General features: G+C 44.3%; 18 protein-coding genes. 4 read left to right on the forward strand and 14 right to left on the reverse strand.

The features are described 5' to 3' along the window. The first annotated feature begins 557 nt into the window (after positions 1-557). From R7Q39_RS17025 to R7Q39_RS17040, 4 genes are all read left to right on the forward strand, one after another. Positions 558-1,133 (forward strand): sigma-70 family RNA polymerase sigma factor, encoded by a 576-nt coding sequence (locus R7Q39_RS17025; RefSeq protein WP_033907378.1) that lies wholly within the window; start codon positions 558-560, stop codon positions 1,131-1,133. Next, positions 1,126-1,857 (forward strand): DUF3379 domain-containing protein, encoded by a 732-nt coding sequence (locus R7Q39_RS17030; protein ID WP_025767180.1) that lies wholly within the window; start codon positions 1,126-1,128, stop codon positions 1,855-1,857. The genes R7Q39_RS17025 and R7Q39_RS17030 overlap by 8 nt, the downstream gene beginning before the upstream one ends. 297 nt (positions 1,858-2,154) lie before the next feature. Further along, on the forward strand, positions 2,155-3,414 hold the full coding sequence (locus R7Q39_RS17035) for an outer membrane protein transport protein (RefSeq protein ID WP_154205112.1): 1,260 nt from the start codon (positions 2,155-2,157) through the stop codon (positions 3,412-3,414). 309 nt (positions 3,415-3,723) lie between these two features. Further along, positions 3,724-5,040 (forward strand): outer membrane protein transport protein, encoded by a 1,317-nt coding sequence (locus tag R7Q39_RS17040; protein WP_005380525.1) that lies wholly within the window; start codon positions 3,724-3,726, stop codon positions 5,038-5,040. Between the two features lie 74 nt (positions 5,041-5,114). On the opposite strand, the gene R7Q39_RS17045 is transcribed toward R7Q39_RS17040, so the two are convergent. The 14 genes from R7Q39_RS17045 to R7Q39_RS17110 form a co-directional block, all read right to left on the reverse strand. Beyond that, positions 5,115-5,888, reverse strand: a complete 774-nt coding sequence (locus tag R7Q39_RS17045) for a VacJ family lipoprotein (RefSeq protein WP_005380523.1) — start codon at positions 5,886-5,888, stop codon at positions 5,115-5,117. 216 nt (positions 5,889-6,104) lie between these two features. Next, positions 6,105-7,319: a c-type cytochrome biogenesis protein CcmI gene (ccmI, locus tag R7Q39_RS17050; RefSeq protein WP_318076476.1), complete on the reverse strand. Its 1,215-nt coding sequence runs from the start codon at positions 7,317-7,319 to the stop codon at positions 6,105-6,107. Further along, on the reverse strand, positions 7,319-7,804 hold the full coding sequence (locus tag R7Q39_RS17055; RefSeq protein WP_005380519.1) for a cytochrome c-type biogenesis protein: 486 nt from the start codon (positions 7,802-7,804) through the stop codon (positions 7,319-7,321). The genes ccmI and R7Q39_RS17055 overlap by 1 nt, the downstream gene beginning before the upstream one ends. Next, a complete protein-coding gene (locus R7Q39_RS17060; RefSeq protein ID WP_005380518.1) occupies positions 7,801-8,355 on the reverse strand; it encodes a DsbE family thiol:disulfide interchange protein in 555 nt (184 codons plus the stop codon). Before R7Q39_RS17060 ends, R7Q39_RS17055 begins: the two co-directional genes overlap by 4 nt. 1 nt (position 8,356) lies before the next feature. Next, complete coding sequence (locus R7Q39_RS17065; protein WP_053349548.1) at positions 8,357-10,333, reverse strand: heme lyase CcmF/NrfE family subunit; 1,977 nt, start codon at positions 10,331-10,333, stop codon at positions 8,357-8,359. Then, positions 10,330-10,815, reverse strand: a complete 486-nt coding sequence (gene ccmE, locus R7Q39_RS17070; protein ID WP_005380516.1) for a cytochrome c maturation protein CcmE — start codon at positions 10,813-10,815, stop codon at positions 10,330-10,332. Before ccmE ends, R7Q39_RS17065 begins: the two co-directional genes overlap by 4 nt. Next, positions 10,812-11,018 (reverse strand): heme exporter protein CcmD, encoded by a 207-nt coding sequence (gene ccmD, locus R7Q39_RS17075; RefSeq protein ID WP_005380515.1) that lies wholly within the window; start codon positions 11,016-11,018, stop codon positions 10,812-10,814. Before ccmD ends, ccmE begins: the two co-directional genes overlap by 4 nt. 11 nt (positions 11,019-11,029) lie before the next feature. Then, the gene (locus R7Q39_RS17080; RefSeq protein WP_005380513.1) at positions 11,030-11,773 is read right to left on the reverse strand and encodes a heme ABC transporter permease; all 744 of its coding nucleotides are present in this window, start codon (positions 11,771-11,773) and stop codon (positions 11,030-11,032) included. Between the two features lie 109 nt (positions 11,774-11,882). After that, positions 11,883-12,551, reverse strand: coding sequence for a heme exporter protein CcmB (ccmB, locus tag R7Q39_RS17085; protein WP_005380512.1), 669 nt, complete (start codon positions 12,549-12,551; stop codon positions 11,883-11,885). Position 12,552: 1 nt separating this feature from the next. Next, on the reverse strand, positions 12,553-13,170 hold the full coding sequence (ccmA, locus tag R7Q39_RS17090) for a cytochrome c biogenesis heme-transporting ATPase CcmA (RefSeq protein ID WP_005380511.1): 618 nt from the start codon (positions 13,168-13,170) through the stop codon (positions 12,553-12,555). Between the two features lie 289 nt (positions 13,171-13,459). Then, positions 13,460-13,954, reverse strand: a complete 495-nt coding sequence (locus R7Q39_RS17095) for a DUF2802 domain-containing protein (RefSeq protein ID WP_031777229.1) — start codon at positions 13,952-13,954, stop codon at positions 13,460-13,462. Positions 13,955-13,967: 13 nt separating this feature from the next. Further along, the gene (locus tag R7Q39_RS17100) at positions 13,968-14,462 is read right to left on the reverse strand and encodes a chemotaxis protein CheW (RefSeq protein WP_262643808.1); all 495 of its coding nucleotides are present in this window, start codon (positions 14,460-14,462) and stop codon (positions 13,968-13,970) included. Positions 14,463-14,497: 35 nt separating this feature from the next. Beyond that, positions 14,498-15,574 carry a chemotaxis protein CheW gene (locus R7Q39_RS17105; RefSeq protein WP_318076477.1) on the reverse strand — a complete coding sequence of 359 codons (1,077 nt, stop codon included), beginning with the start codon at positions 15,572-15,574 and terminating at the stop codon, positions 14,498-14,500. Next, positions 15,564-16,343 carry a ParA family protein gene (locus R7Q39_RS17110; protein WP_005380505.1) on the reverse strand — a complete coding sequence of 260 codons (780 nt, stop codon included), beginning with the start codon at positions 16,341-16,343 and terminating at the stop codon, positions 15,564-15,566. The genes R7Q39_RS17105 and R7Q39_RS17110 overlap by 11 nt, the downstream gene beginning before the upstream one ends. Positions 16,344-16,350 lie beyond the last annotated feature (7 nt).

Genomic DNA, 16,350 nt, shown 5'->3' on the forward strand with positions numbered 1-16,350 from the left:
AGAGGTATACGGAAAGTAAAATCGAAGCAAAAAAAAACCACACATAACTGTGTGGTCGGAATATCTATAAAACAATTAACTTACGCCAATTGAAAAGTAATCAGTTTCCTGATTAGGAGAAAGTAAAGTCAGCCTTCAAAAGGAAGTGTCATCTTGCTCAACATGTTAGTCGCAATGACTAACGAGATGACAAGGTGTACTATAACCCCTTCACTGCTTGATATTTTGAAATAGATCAATTTTATAGTGATTTTACGAGTTTTAAGCTCACCTAGAGCGATTATTGATTCAAAACAATTCAAGAATCCACCATCAGAAGTCCCTTTTAATGCTCCATCGAGTGAACTTATCCAAGCCATTGATTACTAATGATAATATTGTTAACAATATATATCAATTCGTGTTCGATGATATCTGACATTTGCGTATACACTTTTAGGTAACCACATGGCTTATTGTGTCAAAGGGGTTGCATGACAAATCCTGCAACCAAAACCGCTAAGCGATGAAGCAAGTAAAGTCATGCTCAGAACAAATAAGAAACTCACAGAGCGAGGATGGAGGCTCCTGTGGCCATATTAAAAATGTTTGGAAAGAAAAATTCCAACAGTCCGGTCAACTCTGATATGGACAAGCAAAGAAAATACGAAGCGCTCGTCCGAGGGTATCATCGTGACTTGTACCGCTACGCATATTGGTTGTGCAAAGATAAAGCGGTCGCGGAAGATCTAGTTCAGGAAACCTGTCTTAGAGCTTGGAAGTCACTCGATAGCCTCCAGGACGAAAAAGCTGCCAAGTCTTGGCTCATCACAATATTGAGACGAGAAAATGCGCGCCGCTTCGAACGTAAACAATTTGATTTAGTTGATATCGATGATTACGGCAATGATGCTAAAGTCAGCGATGAACCACATCATCAGCAAGAATGGCTGCAGGCACAGATCATGAAGCTCGATGTTGAATACCGTGAGCCTTTATTTCTCCAAGTTGTTGGTGGTTTCAGTGGAGAAGAAATTGGTGACATTCTTGATTTAAATAAAAACACAGTGATGACTCGACTATTTCGCGCTCGTAATCAACTTAAAGAGATGTTGGATTCTCAAGATACCAAGAGAGGACAAAAGAATGGATGATTTAGAATTTCGTCGTCGTATTTTGTCGGATCCAAAACAAAAGGATGAAGAGATTCTGCAAGCTTTAGCTGGTAGCGACGCCAACAATAAGTTTGTTGATGACGTTTTGGATCTCGATGTAAAAATTAAACAAGCCATGAATGTGGATGTACCCGAAGATCTCGCAGATAAGATTTTATTTAGCCAGACGTCGAGTGCACTTGATGAAGAGAAGGTCGTAAGACCAAACTTTGTCCGCAAAGCAATGGCACTTGCTGCTTCTATTGCGTTCACCGCAGGGTTATTAGTTGGTCAAGTAAACTGGGGAAATGTTTTGGTGTCTCCAGCACAAGCCAGTTTAGCGGATACCGCGATGAAACACGTTATTCATGAAGAACCGTTTGTTCGTCATCTTGATGAGGATGTACCAAGCTCGCAAATTAATGCGAAAATGTCGCCATTTCATTACCAGTTTAGTGAAAACTTTCCATATCACGTTTACTACCTAAACCACTGCGGTTTTGGTGAATCCAATGCGGTGCATATGGTGTTCCAAGGTCCAAAAGGTAAAGTAACGTTATTTATTACTGGTATTCCAAGCGAACAAAGTACCGACTTTAATAAGGATGGCATGACCGGAATCGTTCAGCCCGTCGGGAGTTCAAGCCTGATTTTAGTCGGGGAAGAAGGTGAAAATATTGATGCGCTCGCTACGACTCTTGCATCAATGATTAAGCCAATGTAACAACTTCGACGATTTCCAGCCTTCAAAAGGTTAAATGCCGCTAAATGATCTTATTTAGCGGCATTTTTGTATAAATAGAACACAAAACATTCACCACCCCTATCGCATTTAGAGCTTAAACTCTAAATTATGCATTTTAAGTGCAATTTCCCGTCTTTTAGACATCATTTCTGCAATTTTTATTCAATTTTATCCAATGGTCGGATTTGTCCAAGCAATTATTGATACTACTATCTGCGCCACTGAGCAAAAGCTCAATTTATCGTCCAAAGAGACGAATCTAATAAGGAAAAACAAATGACTCAGAACACGCGTCTGTTTAAAAAGACTCTCCTAGCAGTAACGGTAGCTTTTGCCTCAGGTCAATCGATGGCAGCGGGTTTCCAAATCAACGCTCAATCAGCAACTGGCATCGGCCGTGCATTTGCTGGTGATGCAGTAATCGCAGATAACGCCGCGGTAATGGCTCGTAACCCAGCAGCAATGGCTCTATTTGATAAAATGGAACTTTCGTTAGGCTTCGAAAGCATTACTTCAATGATTGAAGTGAAAGATGCGAAATATAACGTTAATACTCCTTTGGGCTCCAGTACTGTAAGTGTTGCTGATACTGATGATGTGGGTGATACGTCAATAGCTCCAAACATTCACCTAATCGTTCCAGTAAATGACAAGTTTGCATGGGGCGTAAACGCATACTCTAATTTCGGCACTAAAACTGAATTTTCAGATAACTACACCGCAACCGAGTACGGTGGTCTTACGGATGTAAAAAGCTTCAACTTTGGATTGGCGGGTTCTTACCGTTTAAACGAACAATGGAGCTTTGGTGCTGGTTTAGATTTAATCTACGGCCAAGGCACAATGAAGCGTACAACTAGCTCTTCAGTCCCAGGGGTTGGCGGTCAAAAAATTCTGGACGTAGATAAAGCTGATGGTTGGGCTGTTGGTTTTAACGTTGGTACTGTGTACGAACTAGATGAAAACAACCGTTTTGGTCTAGCGTATCGTTACAGCCCTGAATTTACGGCGAAAGACGACAAAGGTCAGGAAATCACGCTACCTCTACCAGATATGGCCGAGTTTTCTGGTTTCCACAAAATCCAAGACACTAAGTTTGCTGTACACTACAGCATCCAATACATCGGTTGGAAAGATTTCGACCAAATTGATTTTGAGAACCTAAATCAGGGTTTACTTAAAGGTGGTTACTCGAAAGACTATCAATGGCAAGATGGCTGGCACTACGCAATTGGTGGTACTTACTACCTAAACAACAACTGGACACTTCGTGCTGGTTACATGTACGACACAAGCGCTCAAGATAAAGTAACGTCTATCTCGGTACCAGACTCTGATCGCCAGTGGTTCTCCACAGGTTTCTCTTACCATATTGATAATAGCTCAAACATCGATTTTGGCTTCACGTACTTGTTAGGTGAAGATGTAAAAGTTAATGAGAATACTCAATTATCTCCTGTTCTTTCTACCGGTGTAACAGCAACAACTCATGCTGATGCAATTCTATTCGGCTTACAATACAGCCGTAGCTTCTAAACGCTTCGCTGTTAGTTAGTAGAAAAATACTTTATATAAAAGGCTGGATTTCCAGCCTTTTTTCATATCTGCGATTTATTGCCCACTCAATTTGAGTGAACACGTGTATCTAAATCTCACAATTAGGACGCACAGCTGTTCGCTGAATTCCGTTTACAAGCCTTTCACAGTTAGATTATTAAACCGCACAAATAACATTTAAAAGCATAATATTCCAAAAGACCACTTACGCTGGATTTTCATTTCTAAAGTAAAAACTCTACCTTTAAACTTTCGTCCCACGTTATAAACAAATCAGCGAACATTCGAATGAAAACCAACAAGACTCTTCTATCAACAGCAGTGGCATTAAGCCTACTTGGCACAACGGGCATGGCTAACGCAGCAGGTTTCCAACTTGCTGAATATTCTGCAACAGGCCTAGGTCGAGCATATGCTGGTGAAGCTGCAATGGCTGACAACGCAAGTGCACAATGGCGTAACCCAGCAATGCTAACTTATTTGGAAGGCACTCAAGTGTCCGTTGGTGCAATCTATGTGAACCCAAATATTGATATTGAAGGTGATGTAAACTTCCACGGTAGCACTTCTTCTGCATCTTCAGATGACTTCGCACATGATGCAATCATTCCAAACTTCTACCTATCACACCAATATAATGAGAAATTCGCGATTGGTTTGGCATTTGGCACCAACTACGGCATGGAAACCGATTTAGGTAAAGGCTTTGGTGCCTCGCACTTCGGTAACGAAGCAAGCGTAACGACAATGGAAGCGAACTTGAACGCAGCTTACAAAGTCAATGAATCAATCAGCGTTGGTGGTGGTATCCGTTACATCATCGGCGAAGGCAGCTTTGGCGCAGCAGCTCCTAAGAATAACGTTGTAGGGTTAAATCCTGAAACTAATCAACCAATCAGTGTTCCTCAAGGTACCGCTCTAAAATACATGGAAGGTGACGATACCGCTTGGGGCTGGCAAGTTGGTACAGCATGGCAGATCAATGAAAATAACCGTATCGGCTTCGCGTACAAATCTGAAGTTGAACTAAAGCTTGAAGGCCATGCTGAAGGTCTTGGTTTTGGCTTCGGTACTTCTGAACGCGACAACGGCTACATGTATCTAAACCTGCCTGCAACGGCTGAGTTAGCAAGCTTCCACCAAGTAACAGACCAACTTGCGTTACACGCAAGCGTTAACTGGACGGATTGGAGCTCTTTCGAGAAATTGGAAGCACGTCTAAATACTGCTGGCACGCATATGGTTAAAGTAGAAAACTGGGAAGACAACTATCGCTTTGCTGTTGGTGCTACTTACCAGCTTGATCCTAAGCTAGCGCTACGCACTGGTATTGCATACGATACTTCAGCGGTAAGCGACAAAAACCGCACGATTACTATTCCAGAAACTGACCGTACTTGGCTAAGTATTGGCGCAACGTACGATTGGACGAAAGACTTCAGCCTAGACGCTGGCTTCACCTATATTTTTGCGAAAGACGCACCAATCGTTGAGTCTCGTGGTTACAAGTCAGACGACACTGCAGAACAAGTCGGCGGCCAATTTGTAGGCGAAACTACGGGTAATGTTTGGCTAATCGGTGTTCAAGCAAACTACCGTTTCTAACCAAGCTGCAAAATACAAAAAAGGCTTAGCATCAGCTAAGCCTTTTTTCATTTCTCTATTGTGAAGAACAACGCTTAAAAGTCTTCTAGATATTCATCTAAATACTCTTCTTCTTCGATGTTAACTTCTTCTACCGTTTCAACTTCTGCTTTAAAGTTTTGACGCTGGATATAAACATCGCGAGTTAGAATATATGGATCCGGCGACGAGTCTAGCTGCGCTTCTTGCGGTACTAATAAAGCACGCTTCTCCATTCCTTCAAACGCCCACTTACCCAAACTCGCCCAGAAGTTGAGATAAGAGAGGGGTAAATACGTACTATCTACGGTATCTGTCACTTCACGTAAGGTATACGGACCATAACCTGGAACCATGAAGTAAGGACCATTTCCAACACCATAGTGGCCTACTGCATCACTGAACGCTTTCTCGTCGTACTTCGTAATACCCGCGGCACTTGCAATATCGAATAAACCGAAAATACCGAACGTCGAGTTAATCCAAAAACGGTTAAAGTGGTCCACGGCTTTCGTACCATTACCCATGATTAAGTTATTAACCATGCTTGCTGGCTCATCTAAGTTCGATAAGAAGTTAGCAATACCAGAACGAATAGGAACTGGCGTGTATTCTACATACGCAAGTGATACAGGACGAACCAAATACGGATCTAAATATTCGTAGTTGAGTTCCCACATGGTTCGGTTAAAGCCTTCCAACGGGTCATACACATCAGAAGTCGTTTGATTTGTTTCTTGTCCTGTTACTGCTTCATCAGGCGCACTTGAACAGCCAACCAGTCCAACGGCTAACAGCAACAAGAAGGTAGATTTACCTTTGTTATACATTTTATTTTCCATAACGACTATTAATGTACCTAAGTCACCCCGATTAACCATTGTACGTATGTTGAGCAGGATACATAGTAAAGATGACTCAGATATGGGAATAAATAAAGGCCAGCAATCGCTGGCCTTCGGTATTCTACTCGATCGTTTAGAGTCATACCACTAAAGGCAACTGACTCTACCTCGTTGTCATGTTTCAGAGACAGATGTTAACAATTAATACTGCTGATCAATGGTCACTTCTACTGGTGCGCCAAATTCAACGACGTCACTTTCTCCGTGCCAATCTTGATCACGCGTTGCTACGTTACCGTCAGAATCTACACGCACACGGACGATTAGCTTATCGAGTGTAGATAACTTTTGCCCTTGCATCATGGCATTGCCATCATCTAATACGACTGTGCGAGGGAAAGTACCTAGCGGATAACGAGCAGCAGCCACAGGCATTGGGGAGCCATCTGAACGATGTACTGACACAATCAGAACTGCGTTTGGATCCAACTGAGCATTTGGTGCCACATTAATTGTCACAGCTACACTCTTATCCGGTGAAACCGCTTCGCCCATTTGCTTACGAGCACTCTCAATACTGCGTGACAACATCTCGTAGCGGCTATCTTCTGGACCAATCATTTGCTGCATGATTCCCCAGTACTTGATGGCTGCCGGGAAGTCTTGACGCTCAAACGCATCGAACGCTAACAAAGAAAACACACGCAGATCGACATAGTCTTGCTGCATCAGCTTGCCGAGTAATGAGCGAGCCGTCGCTTGATCTATTTCCTCTTGAGACAGCATCAGAGCTTGTGCATAACCCAACATCACATCTGGGTCTTTTGGCTCTAGGCGGTACGATTTTTCCATCGCATCGATAGCTGTGGTGACATCACGATTTGCTAACGCAATACGACCTAGCAGTAACCAACCTGTCGAGTCTTCCGGATGGTAATGTAAGCGAGTTCGAAGGGCAAGGGTCAAATCCGCCATTTCATCGTCACTCAGCGGCTCAGAAGAAGCCGACATCAGCTTTTTCGATAACTCAGGTAGATTTGCAGACACTTCTTGCCATTGAACAATATCGTCTGACGCGCCAAATTTATAATACAAACCATAGCTCAGCACCACCGTCAGAATTACCGATGGAACTAAAACCGCGATTGGAGAAACCTTGGTTTCTTTTTGCGCTTTATCACCAGGGATATCGTCAAGCAGTGATTGCTTTAGATCAGAAATCAGTTCGTCTTCACTTTCAACAAGACCTTCGTCAGTTTCTTCTGCAAGCTCAGATAGTCGGTCTTTATAAAATGCCTTGTTGAGCTCATCGCGTAACACATCATCATTGTTCGCTTTTTGTTTAAGCAGCGGCAAAGCCACCAGCGCACAAGCAATAAGCGTGAGAGCAACGGTGGAAATCCAAAATAGTGTCATTACTTCTTATCTCCGTTGTTCTCTTCTTCAAGCAATGCTTTTAAACGAGCTTCTTTTTGCTCATCCCATTGCTCGTCACTGCTCGCTTTTGCCTTAACTTTAGATTTACGGCTACGCAGTACAATCAAGCCAAAACCACCCAGTACTACAGCGAGTGGCCCTAGCCACAAAATCGCAGTCGCGACCGTAAATGGTGGGTTGTAAGTCACGAAGTTACCGTAACGGGCGATCATGTAATCAACAATCTCATCTTTGGACTTACCTTCTTTGGTCATTTCGTACACCTTATGGCGTAAGTCCTGAGCAAGTTCAGCGTTAGAATCCGAGATCGTGTTGTTCTGACATTTAGGGCAACGGAGCGTATGGCTTAACTCTTTGAACTGCTGTTCTTGTTCCAAATTATCAAACTCGTACACTTCAATGGCCGCATGAGCAGCAAGAGATAATGTCATCGCAGCAAAAACGGCAAGAATTAGCTTTCTCATTGCTTCGCCTCCTCAACCAATTTGTTGTAAAGCGGCTCCAGTGTTTCTGACCAATTACGTGGGTTTACATCCCCTACATGGCGATAGCGAATCACACCATTTGCATCAATAATGAATGTTTCTGGAGCACCATAAACACCAAGGTCAAGGCCAAGCATACCACTGCCATCAAATAGGCTGATCAAGTACGGGTTGCCGAGATCATTCAGCCAACCTATTGCTTTATTACGATCATCTTTGTAATTCATACCGATGATCTTAACGCCCTTACCCGCCAATTCGTTTAGGTATTTATGCTCTGCATAACACGTTGGGCACCACGTTGCCCAAACGTTCAAGAGCAACGGTTCACCTTTAAAAATTGATTGGTCGTACTGTTTTCCAGGCTCAGCCAGATCTTCTAAGTGAAATTCAGGAACAGGCTTACCAACCAAAACCGACTCCAATTTAGTTGGATCATCGCCCTCTTGGTTACGCATTAATTGGGTTGCGAAAATGCCCGCTAGAATCATGAAAGCGACAAGCGGAATAAATAAGATTTTCTTATTCATGTTATGCCTCCTGCTCTTTTGACTTCGCGTTTTTCTTCGGCGATTTACGGAAGCGGTAGCGTTTATCAGAAATCGCTAGTGCGCCGCCTAATGCCATAATCAAAGAGCCAGCCCAAATCCAACGAACGAACGGTTTATAGTAAATACGAACAGCCCAAGATCGGTTGTCGTCTAAACGTTCACCCATTGCAATGTATAGGTCGCGGCTAATACCACGGTCAATGGCTGCTTCAGTCATCATAGACTTAGCCGTACGGTAGAAGCGCTTCTCTGCGTGAAGCGTATTCACGTATTTGCCATTGTGTGTGATCTCAAAGTCTGCGATGTAGCCATCGTAGTTTGGACCATCTTTATCACGCAAGCCTGAGAAGTAGAAATCATAGCCTTGAATTTGGAAGTGTTCGCCAGGTGCTAAACGTACATCACGCTCGATGCTGTAGTTCTGTACCATCGCAATACCGATAACAGATACCGCCAGACCAACATGACCCAACATCATTGCCCAGTGGCTACGTTGCAGCTTGCGAACACCTTCACTAAAGCTATGACGGTGCGTTGCGCGCTCGTACAGTTCAAAGCCATGCATCGCAATAATCCAAATCGCCATCACCCAACCAATGTAAGCCATGGTTGAGAAGAAATCGGCAAATAGGTACACGCATAGCGCGGCCAAGGCGAAAGCAAGCACACCTGAAACGAGCATTGGTTTCACAAGTTTAGATAAACTGTCTCGCTTCCAGCGAATAAGAGGACCAATACCAAGCAGAAAAGCAAATGGCATCATTAACCACGCAAATAGCATGTCAAAGAATGGCGCACCGATAGAGACCGACCCCAAACCAAGCTGCTTGTGTACGAGCGGCAACAGTGTCCCCACTAACACCACAACAAGAGCGGCGATAAGTAATACGTTGTTGGCTAAGAGCGCATTTTCACGTGAGACTAAGTCGAAGTTACCTCGTACACGCACTGCTGCCCCTTTTACGGCAAACAGCAATAAAGAGCCGCCGATAACGAAAACGAGGAAGCCTAGAATAAACATACCGCGCGACGGGTCAGACGCGAACGCGTGGACCGATACTAAAATACCGGAACGGACTAAGAAGGTGCCCAACAAACTCAACGAAAATGCAGAGATTGCCAATAGTACCGTCCACGCTTTAAATGTGCCGCGTTTTTCTGTCACGGCAAGAGAGTGCATTAATGCGGTACCCGCTAACCAAGGCATGAATGATGCGTTTTCTACTGGGTCCCAGAACCACCAGCCACCCCAGCCAAGTTCGTAGTAAGCCCACCAAGAACCTAGTGCGATACCAAGTGTTAAAAATACCCATGCAGCGGTTGTCCAAGGACGAGACCAACGAGCCCAAGCCGTATCAAGGCGTCCGGTCATTAGGGATGCGATCGCAAAAGAGAATGCAACCGAGAAACCAACATAGCCCATGTAAAGCATTGGCGGGTGAACAATCAAACCAGGGTCTTGAAGCAGAGGGTTCAAGTCACGTCCGTCAACCGGGAAGAACGGTAACGTACGTAGGAATGGGTTCGACGTCAGGATGATAAACAGTAGGAAACCCACTGAGATCATGCCCATAACAGCAAGTACACGTGCAACCGACTCTTGCGGCATACCACGACTAAACGTCGCTACAGCGACAGTCCAAGCAGCTTGGATTAAAACCCATAGCAACAGTGAACCTTCGTGCGCACCCCATACTGCGGTTAAACGGTAGTACCAAGGAAGCTGACTATTCGAGTTGCTCGCTACATACTGTAACGTGAAGTCGTTGGTATAAAATCCCCAACATAAAATGGCGAAAGAGAACAACAGCATCAGGAACATAGACCAAGATAGCGGTCGCGCTGTGTTCATGAGCATGGTGTTATTATTCGATGCTCCCCACAATGGCAATACGCTCAACAGCACAGCCATTGCAAGCGAAAGAATGAGAGCAAAGTGACCGATTTCAGCAATCATTGGCCGCTTCCTTGTTTCTGTTCGGTGCTATATTGAAGCGGTTCATGCGTTTTCTTCATCGCTTCTGCAATTTCTGGTGGCATGTATTCTTCATCGTGCTTCGCTAGGACCTCAAATGCCTCAACTGTCGTGGCATCTTTCAGTACACCTTGAGCAACAATACCCTGCCCTTCACGGAACAAGTCAGGAAGAATACCGTCATAGGTAATCGTCACTTTCGGACCGACATCGTGCAGGTCAAAACTCACTTTCAAAGAATTAGGATCTCGACGAACTGAGCCCACAACCACCATTCCACCGATACGCAGACGCTGGCCTACTTCTGGCTTGGTGCCATCTGGCTTACCATTAACCAATTCCGTTGGAGTATAGAAAAGGTCCATATTTTGATTAAGCGCATAAAGTATCAAACCAATGGTGGCACTAATACCGATAAAGATCGCTAGTACAATACCTAGCCTCTTTTTACGTCTCGGGTTCATAAGGTGTTCTCCATGTTCTTCGCTGCGTCGATACGAGCTTGACGGTCAATTTTTGCTTTCACTTCTTTCAATAATGCATCACCGCGGCGAAGGCTAGTGATCAGAAGAATCAGCATGGATAAGAAAGTAATACCAAACGCACTCCATACGTATGATGCGTAGCCACCCATGGCAAAAAAGTCGCTCAGAGATTCAAAATGCATAATCAGTTACCTCACTGAGTTTGTTCTGTTGCGAGTTTGCGCACCCAAGGGCGGTGACTTTCTTTACTGATGATTTCGTTACGAAAACGGACCATCGTCACGGCACCAAAGAAGAACGCAAAGCCAAAGATGTTCAGCAATAACGGCCAAAGCATGTCGGATGAAATAGAAGGTTGTTCAAATTTCGTGATCGTCGCACCTTGATGAAGCGTGTTCCACCATTCCACGGAAAAGTGAATGATAGGTAGGTTTACTACGCCTACGATCGCTAAAATACCAGCAGCTTTTGCGGCGGTTTTTTGATCGTCAAACGCATGGTAAAGCGCAATCACACCAAGGTAGAGAAATAGAAGAATCAATTCAGATGTAAGACGGGCATCCCATACCCACCAAGTGCCCCACATAGGCTTGCCCCAAACAGCACCTGTAAGTAGAGCAATAAAAGTAAATACTGCACCAATCGGAGCCATCGCAAGTGCCGCCATATCAGATAGGCGAACTTGCCATACTAGGCCAATAAATGCAGCGATCGCCATCGACATATAAACGCCCATAGACCAAATAGCTGATGGGACATGAATGTAGATGATTCGGAAACTGTCACCTTGTTGGTAATCTGAAGGCGCAAATGCAAGCCCCCAAACCGTACCAACCGATAAGCATACGAGGGCCAATACAGAAAACCAAGGCAGAAACTTACCACTCAAACGATAAGCTGCTTCTGGCTTGGCATAAGGATGTAGCCATTTCCACATGTTTTGTTCTCACTCTTACTTCAGGGACACTGTCTAAAGGGTTGAGACCGTAGCAGTGCTTTAATAATAATTCTTTGATCAAGCGCCGCTTCATTGGCACTTTATTGAGTTAGTTGACACTAACTCGTAATGCGGCACTGATGGCAAAAGGCGTTAATGTCATCGCCCCCATTAGCATCGCACCTAAAATCGCTAGTTGACCGTTATACGCCATACCGAGTGCGGCAGCATCAATTGCCGATGTTGCGAAAATCAAAATTGGGATGTAGAGCGGAAGAATAAGCAAACTCAAAAGAACGCCACCCTTTTGCAACCCAACAGTCAACGCCACACCAATGGCGCCAATAAAACTTAGTGTTGGTGTACCGATCATCAAGGTTAATACAACCGATAGCCAAGTATTGAAGTCGAGCGAAAGTAAAACCGCCAATAATGGGCTAATTAAAATCAGAGGTAACCCTGTTAACAACCAATGTGCTATGACCTTTGAAACCACTACAAGTTGCAATGGAATCGGCATTAGCATCATTTGTTCTAGTGCACCGTCTTGAAAATCATCACGAAATAGACGCTCTAATGATAATAAGGCGGACAGCAATGCGGCAACCCAAACGATGCCCGCTGCAATACGTGCTAACAAATTAGGTTCTGGTCCAATACTCAGAGGAAAGAGAGTAATGACAATAATAAAGAACCACAACGGGTTCAGAATGTCTGCCTGACGGCGAAATGCGATTAGGAGCTCACGACGAATGATGGTGGTCATCGAGGAAATCATATCAGTCACCCAGCTTTATTTTTCTAAGTTTCGGGCTGTCCGCAAACATATCTTGATGCGTCGTCAACACAACAATACCGCCATTATCAGCATGACTTGCGAACAAAGATTCAAGCACCTTGACGCCTTGCTTATCAATGGCAGTCAACGGCTCATCTAAAATCCATAAAATTTGCTTACTGAGCCATAACCTTGCCAATGCGACTCGTCGTTGCTGACCTGCGGAAAGTTGTGCTACAGGCACATCTTCTCGACCAGCTAATCCTACTTGAGTCAAAGCGATAAAGATTTCTTCGTCTGAAGAGCGATTATTTTGAATAGATTGATAAAAACGTAAGTTTTCTAATGCGGTAAGCTCTCGTTTCACTCCTGTTTGATGTCCTAAGAAAAGCAGATCTTGATGGAAAACATCACGAGATTTTTCAACCTCTTCGCCTTTCCATTTAATGACACCTTCTTCTCTATCACCTAACCCTGTCACAATCCGTAGCAATGTAGTTTTACCAGTACCATTACGCCCTTCGATCTGGACCAATTCACCAGGCTTAATTTCAAACTGCAGGTTTTCAAACAGAACCCTTTCATCACGGATTGCTGTCAGGTTAGACACTTCTAACATAGAGCTTCAACTAAAAAATGAACGAGCCGCTATATTAGCACAGCTTAGTTATGACAAAACAGGATAAGAGGGCTAGGTTACATGTAAGTTCATGTATTTTTGTTAATTAATCATCACACTTTAATAAAATTAACTATAAGTAGTTATAAGCGCTCATTTTGAATTTGAGAGGCCAGAACTAAGAGCAAGATCGACTGAAGGTTATCTAGGGTTGTATTTAAGAAGAGCATTAGCGGCTAAAAACAAAAAAGAGGCGTAATAACGCCTCTTTTTTATCGCTTGATAACCTTTAGCGTCGACGACGTCCACGCGTTGGATATTCTGCGTCATCTGATGGCTGACCACTTAATGGTGGAATCTTCTCTTTCCCCGCCAGTTTCTTCTGCAGTGAAAGCATCAACTCAGCTTCGGCTTTTGGTAGTTCGCACTCTTCAATCAGCTCGTTGATATCAGCGCCAAGCTGTACCATTTTAGAAGCACGACTATACAAGCGACCATCAGTATCAGCGTGTTCGAGTTCGCGAATTCTCTCGTTTAAGTGCTGAATAATGTCTTGTTGCTCCGTCACTTTTTGTCCAAGACCAACGACAACCGAGCGCACTTCGAGTAACTGCTTACTCAACTTTTGCACTTCTTTATCTGCGTGTCGAGATTGAGCTCGTTGTTGGTCTAACTGCTTTTGTAACCCCGAGCGAATCCGCAGTTGCAAAACAACCAATACTAACACGATAAAAGCGACGCCACCCGCAAGGAATGGAGCAGATAAAAGAGTCTCTTCAGCCATCATCATTCAGCCATTAAAGGTGAGCCATCTCGTTCCACTCGTCATCTGTTAGCAGCTTGTTCAAATCCACAAGGATAAGAAGCTTGCCGTCACGGTTGCTCACACCCTGGATGAACTTCGCACTCTCGTCGGTACCAACTGAAGGCGTCGTATCAATTTCAGAAGAACGCAGATAAACAACTTCTGCCACGCTATCTACTAAGATACCAATCACTTGACGCTCAGACTCGATCACAATAATACGAGTGTTGTCAGTGACTTCGCCTTCCATCAGGCCAAAACGTGAACGTGTATCGATAACAGTAACTACATTACCGCGTAGGTTGATGATACCAAGTACATAATCTGGTGCACCTGGAACAGGGGCAATTTCAGTATAACGAAGTACTTCACGAACTTGCATTACGTTGATGCCGTACGTTTCTTCTTCTAGCTGGAACGTCACCCACTGAAGAACTTCGTCATTCGATGCATCTTTCTTCACTTCTACTTCAAAAGCTTGAGACATAGTTAATCCTCGTTAATGTCGTTCCCGACTTAAATCTAATTCAGTGATTTGACATCTAAACCGGCGTTTAGCATGTCAATGAGCGCCTGGACATGAATTAAGGCACACATTTTTTCTTTTACCATGCCCGCTAGCCAAGGGCGTTTACCCGCCTGCTCACGCCAGCGAACCTTGTCGATATTAAGCGTTTCAGTCCCCATTAATTGGTTACTGGCCAACCCCCACATGCTCTCACCAAGCATGACGACATATTGGTAGTTATCTTTATAGCTATCATCACGAAGCTTATCTGCCATCACCCATTTCGCGGTATCGACGACATCAAACTGCTGCTCGCGATTTGTTTGTAGCCCCAAATACCAGGCGGGTTTTCCTATCAAATGGTTAAGCTCGCTAATGCGATGAATACCACCTAACTCATCAAGAGGTACAGCAAACGTGACACCATTCACATCAAAGTAAAGAACTTGGAAGTCCTCACTTCGCTTCGTGCTTTCCCAGACCGTTGGTATATCGGAATCTGCTTGTGTTTCGAGTTCAGTATCGACGTTCGATTCTATATTGATACTTTGTTCGATCACTGCGTGAGGTTCATCCACCTCTGGTTGCGCTTCCTCAAAAACTGGCTCATCAGTCACCCAGTCCTGTATTTCCTCAACACCCTGAAGCTCAGGCACCTCACTAAAGGTTTGTACCTCAGGCTCAGCCGCTTTTATCTCTGCTGCAATATCAATCGTATTTTGTTCAAGAATACTATCAATATCCAACTCAGCCACTGGGTTGCTTGCTTCAAGCTGACTTAATAGCCTTTGAACATCTTCCAGGTTTGGAGCTTCCAACTCTGGCGGATATGTTTCTTGAAACTGGTACGTTTCTGGCTCCGAGTATTGTAGCTGCAATTCTGGCTCTGGCTCTGGCTCTGGCTCTGGCTCTGGCTCTGGCTCTGGCTCTGGCTCTGGCTCTGGCTCTGGCTCTGGCTCTGCAGATGATACCTCTTGAGCCAACAGGTCAAGGTCTTCCTCAAGAGTCGTTATTTCAGTTTCATCATCCAGTAATGCATTAAAGTAGTCATCAAGTGCTTGTTCACTGGACAGCACATCATTACTGCTCATCGAACGCCAACCTCTCCAGGTAAATCAGTAGCTGTTTATAGGCAAACACACCACGGCTACCAGATGCAAAGTGCGAAGCTGGCAAGTGCTTTAAACTGGCATCGCGGAACTTGGTATCTATAGGCACCGCTGAGGTCCACACTTGATTTGGGTAATCTTTTTTCAGTTGCATCAATGTCTGCAATGACGCTTTCGTGCGCTTATCGTACATGGTTGGGACGATAGTCACTTTGAAACCGCCCGGGCGAGATTTTTGCATAATGGTTAGCGTACGCATCATGCGCTCTAGACCTTTCATCGCCAAAAACTCTGTTTGAACAGGAATCAAAATTCGGTCACTGGCTGCCAACGCGTTCACCATCATCACGCCAAGGATTGGCGGACAGTCAATCAACACATAGTCATAGTCTTGTGAGACAGTTTGCAGCGCCCGTTTTAAGATTAATCCCATACCACTGCGATTACCCATTACGCGATCAAGCGTGGCAAGGGACATATGCGCGGGAATGATATCCATTCCTTCCAGCTCTGTTTCTAAAATCAACGGCTTAACCGTCTCACGAGAAAACGTCTTCAACTGGAATAAATCAAATAGGCTCGAAGTTACTGCATCAGGATCATAACCGAGATAAGTAGTCAGTGAGGCGTGAGGGTCAGTATCAACCATCAATACTCGATGGCCTTTCTGGCTCAATAAGCCCGCCAATGTCACTGTTGAGGTGGTTTTACCCACGCCTCCTTTCTGGTTAGCTACACTCCAAACAATCATGATGAAT

It is taken from the genome of Vibrio sp. 947 (assembly GCF_033339115.1).
Lineage (GTDB): Bacteria > Pseudomonadota > Gammaproteobacteria > Enterobacterales > Vibrionaceae > Vibrio > Vibrio alginolyticus.

Coding starts and splice junctions, on each gene's coding strand:
- R7Q39_RS17105 (WP_318076477.1), bottom strand. CDS start 15,574: ATGAGCAGTAATGATGTGCTGTCCAGTGAACAAGCACTTGATGACTAC.
- ccmD (WP_005380515.1), bottom strand. CDS start 11,018: ATGCATTTTGAATCTCTGAGCGACTTTTTTGCCATGGGTGGCTACGCA.
- R7Q39_RS17045 (WP_005380523.1), bottom strand. CDS start 5,888: ATGTATAACAAAGGTAAATCTACCTTCTTGTTGCTGTTAGCCGTTGGA.
- R7Q39_RS17095 (WP_031777229.1), bottom strand. CDS start 13,954: ATGGCTGAAGAGACTCTTTTATCTGCTCCATTCCTTGCGGGTGGCGTC.
- R7Q39_RS17055 (WP_005380519.1), bottom strand. CDS start 7,804: ATGAGAAAGCTAATTCTTGCCGTTTTTGCTGCGATGACATTATCTCTT.
- ccmE (WP_005380516.1), bottom strand. CDS start 10,815: ATGAACCCGAGACGTAAAAAGAGGCTAGGTATTGTACTAGCGATCTTT.
- R7Q39_RS17030 (WP_025767180.1), top strand. CDS start 1,126: ATGGATGATTTAGAATTTCGTCGTCGTATTTTGTCGGATCCAAAACAA.
- ccmA (WP_005380511.1), bottom strand. CDS start 13,170: ATGTTAGAAGTGTCTAACCTGACAGCAATCCGTGATGAAAGGGTTCTG.
- ccmI (WP_318076476.1), bottom strand. CDS start 7,319: ATGACACTATTTTGGATTTCCACCGTTGCTCTCACGCTTATTGCTTGT.
- R7Q39_RS17100 (WP_262643808.1), bottom strand. CDS start 14,462: ATGTCTCAAGCTTTTGAAGTAGAAGTGAAGAAAGATGCATCGAATGAC.
- R7Q39_RS17080 (WP_005380513.1), bottom strand. CDS start 11,773: ATGTGGAAATGGCTACATCCTTATGCCAAGCCAGAAGCAGCTTATCGT.
- R7Q39_RS17110 (WP_005380505.1), bottom strand. CDS start 16,343: ATGATTGTTTGGAGTGTAGCTAACCAGAAAGGAGGCGTGGGTAAAACC.
- R7Q39_RS17035 (WP_154205112.1), top strand. CDS start 2,155: ATGACTCAGAACACGCGTCTGTTTAAAAAGACTCTCCTAGCAGTAACG.
- R7Q39_RS17065 (WP_053349548.1), bottom strand. CDS start 10,333: ATGATTGCTGAAATCGGTCACTTTGCTCTCATTCTTTCGCTTGCAATG.
- ccmB (WP_005380512.1), bottom strand. CDS start 12,551: ATGATTTCCTCGATGACCACCATCATTCGTCGTGAGCTCCTAATCGCA.
- R7Q39_RS17025 (WP_033907378.1), top strand. CDS start 558: ATGGAGGCTCCTGTGGCCATATTAAAAATGTTTGGAAAGAAAAATTCC.
- R7Q39_RS17040 (WP_005380525.1), top strand. CDS start 3,724: ATGAAAACCAACAAGACTCTTCTATCAACAGCAGTGGCATTAAGCCTA.
- R7Q39_RS17060 (WP_005380518.1), bottom strand. CDS start 8,355: ATGAATAAGAAAATCTTATTTATTCCGCTTGTCGCTTTCATGATTCTA.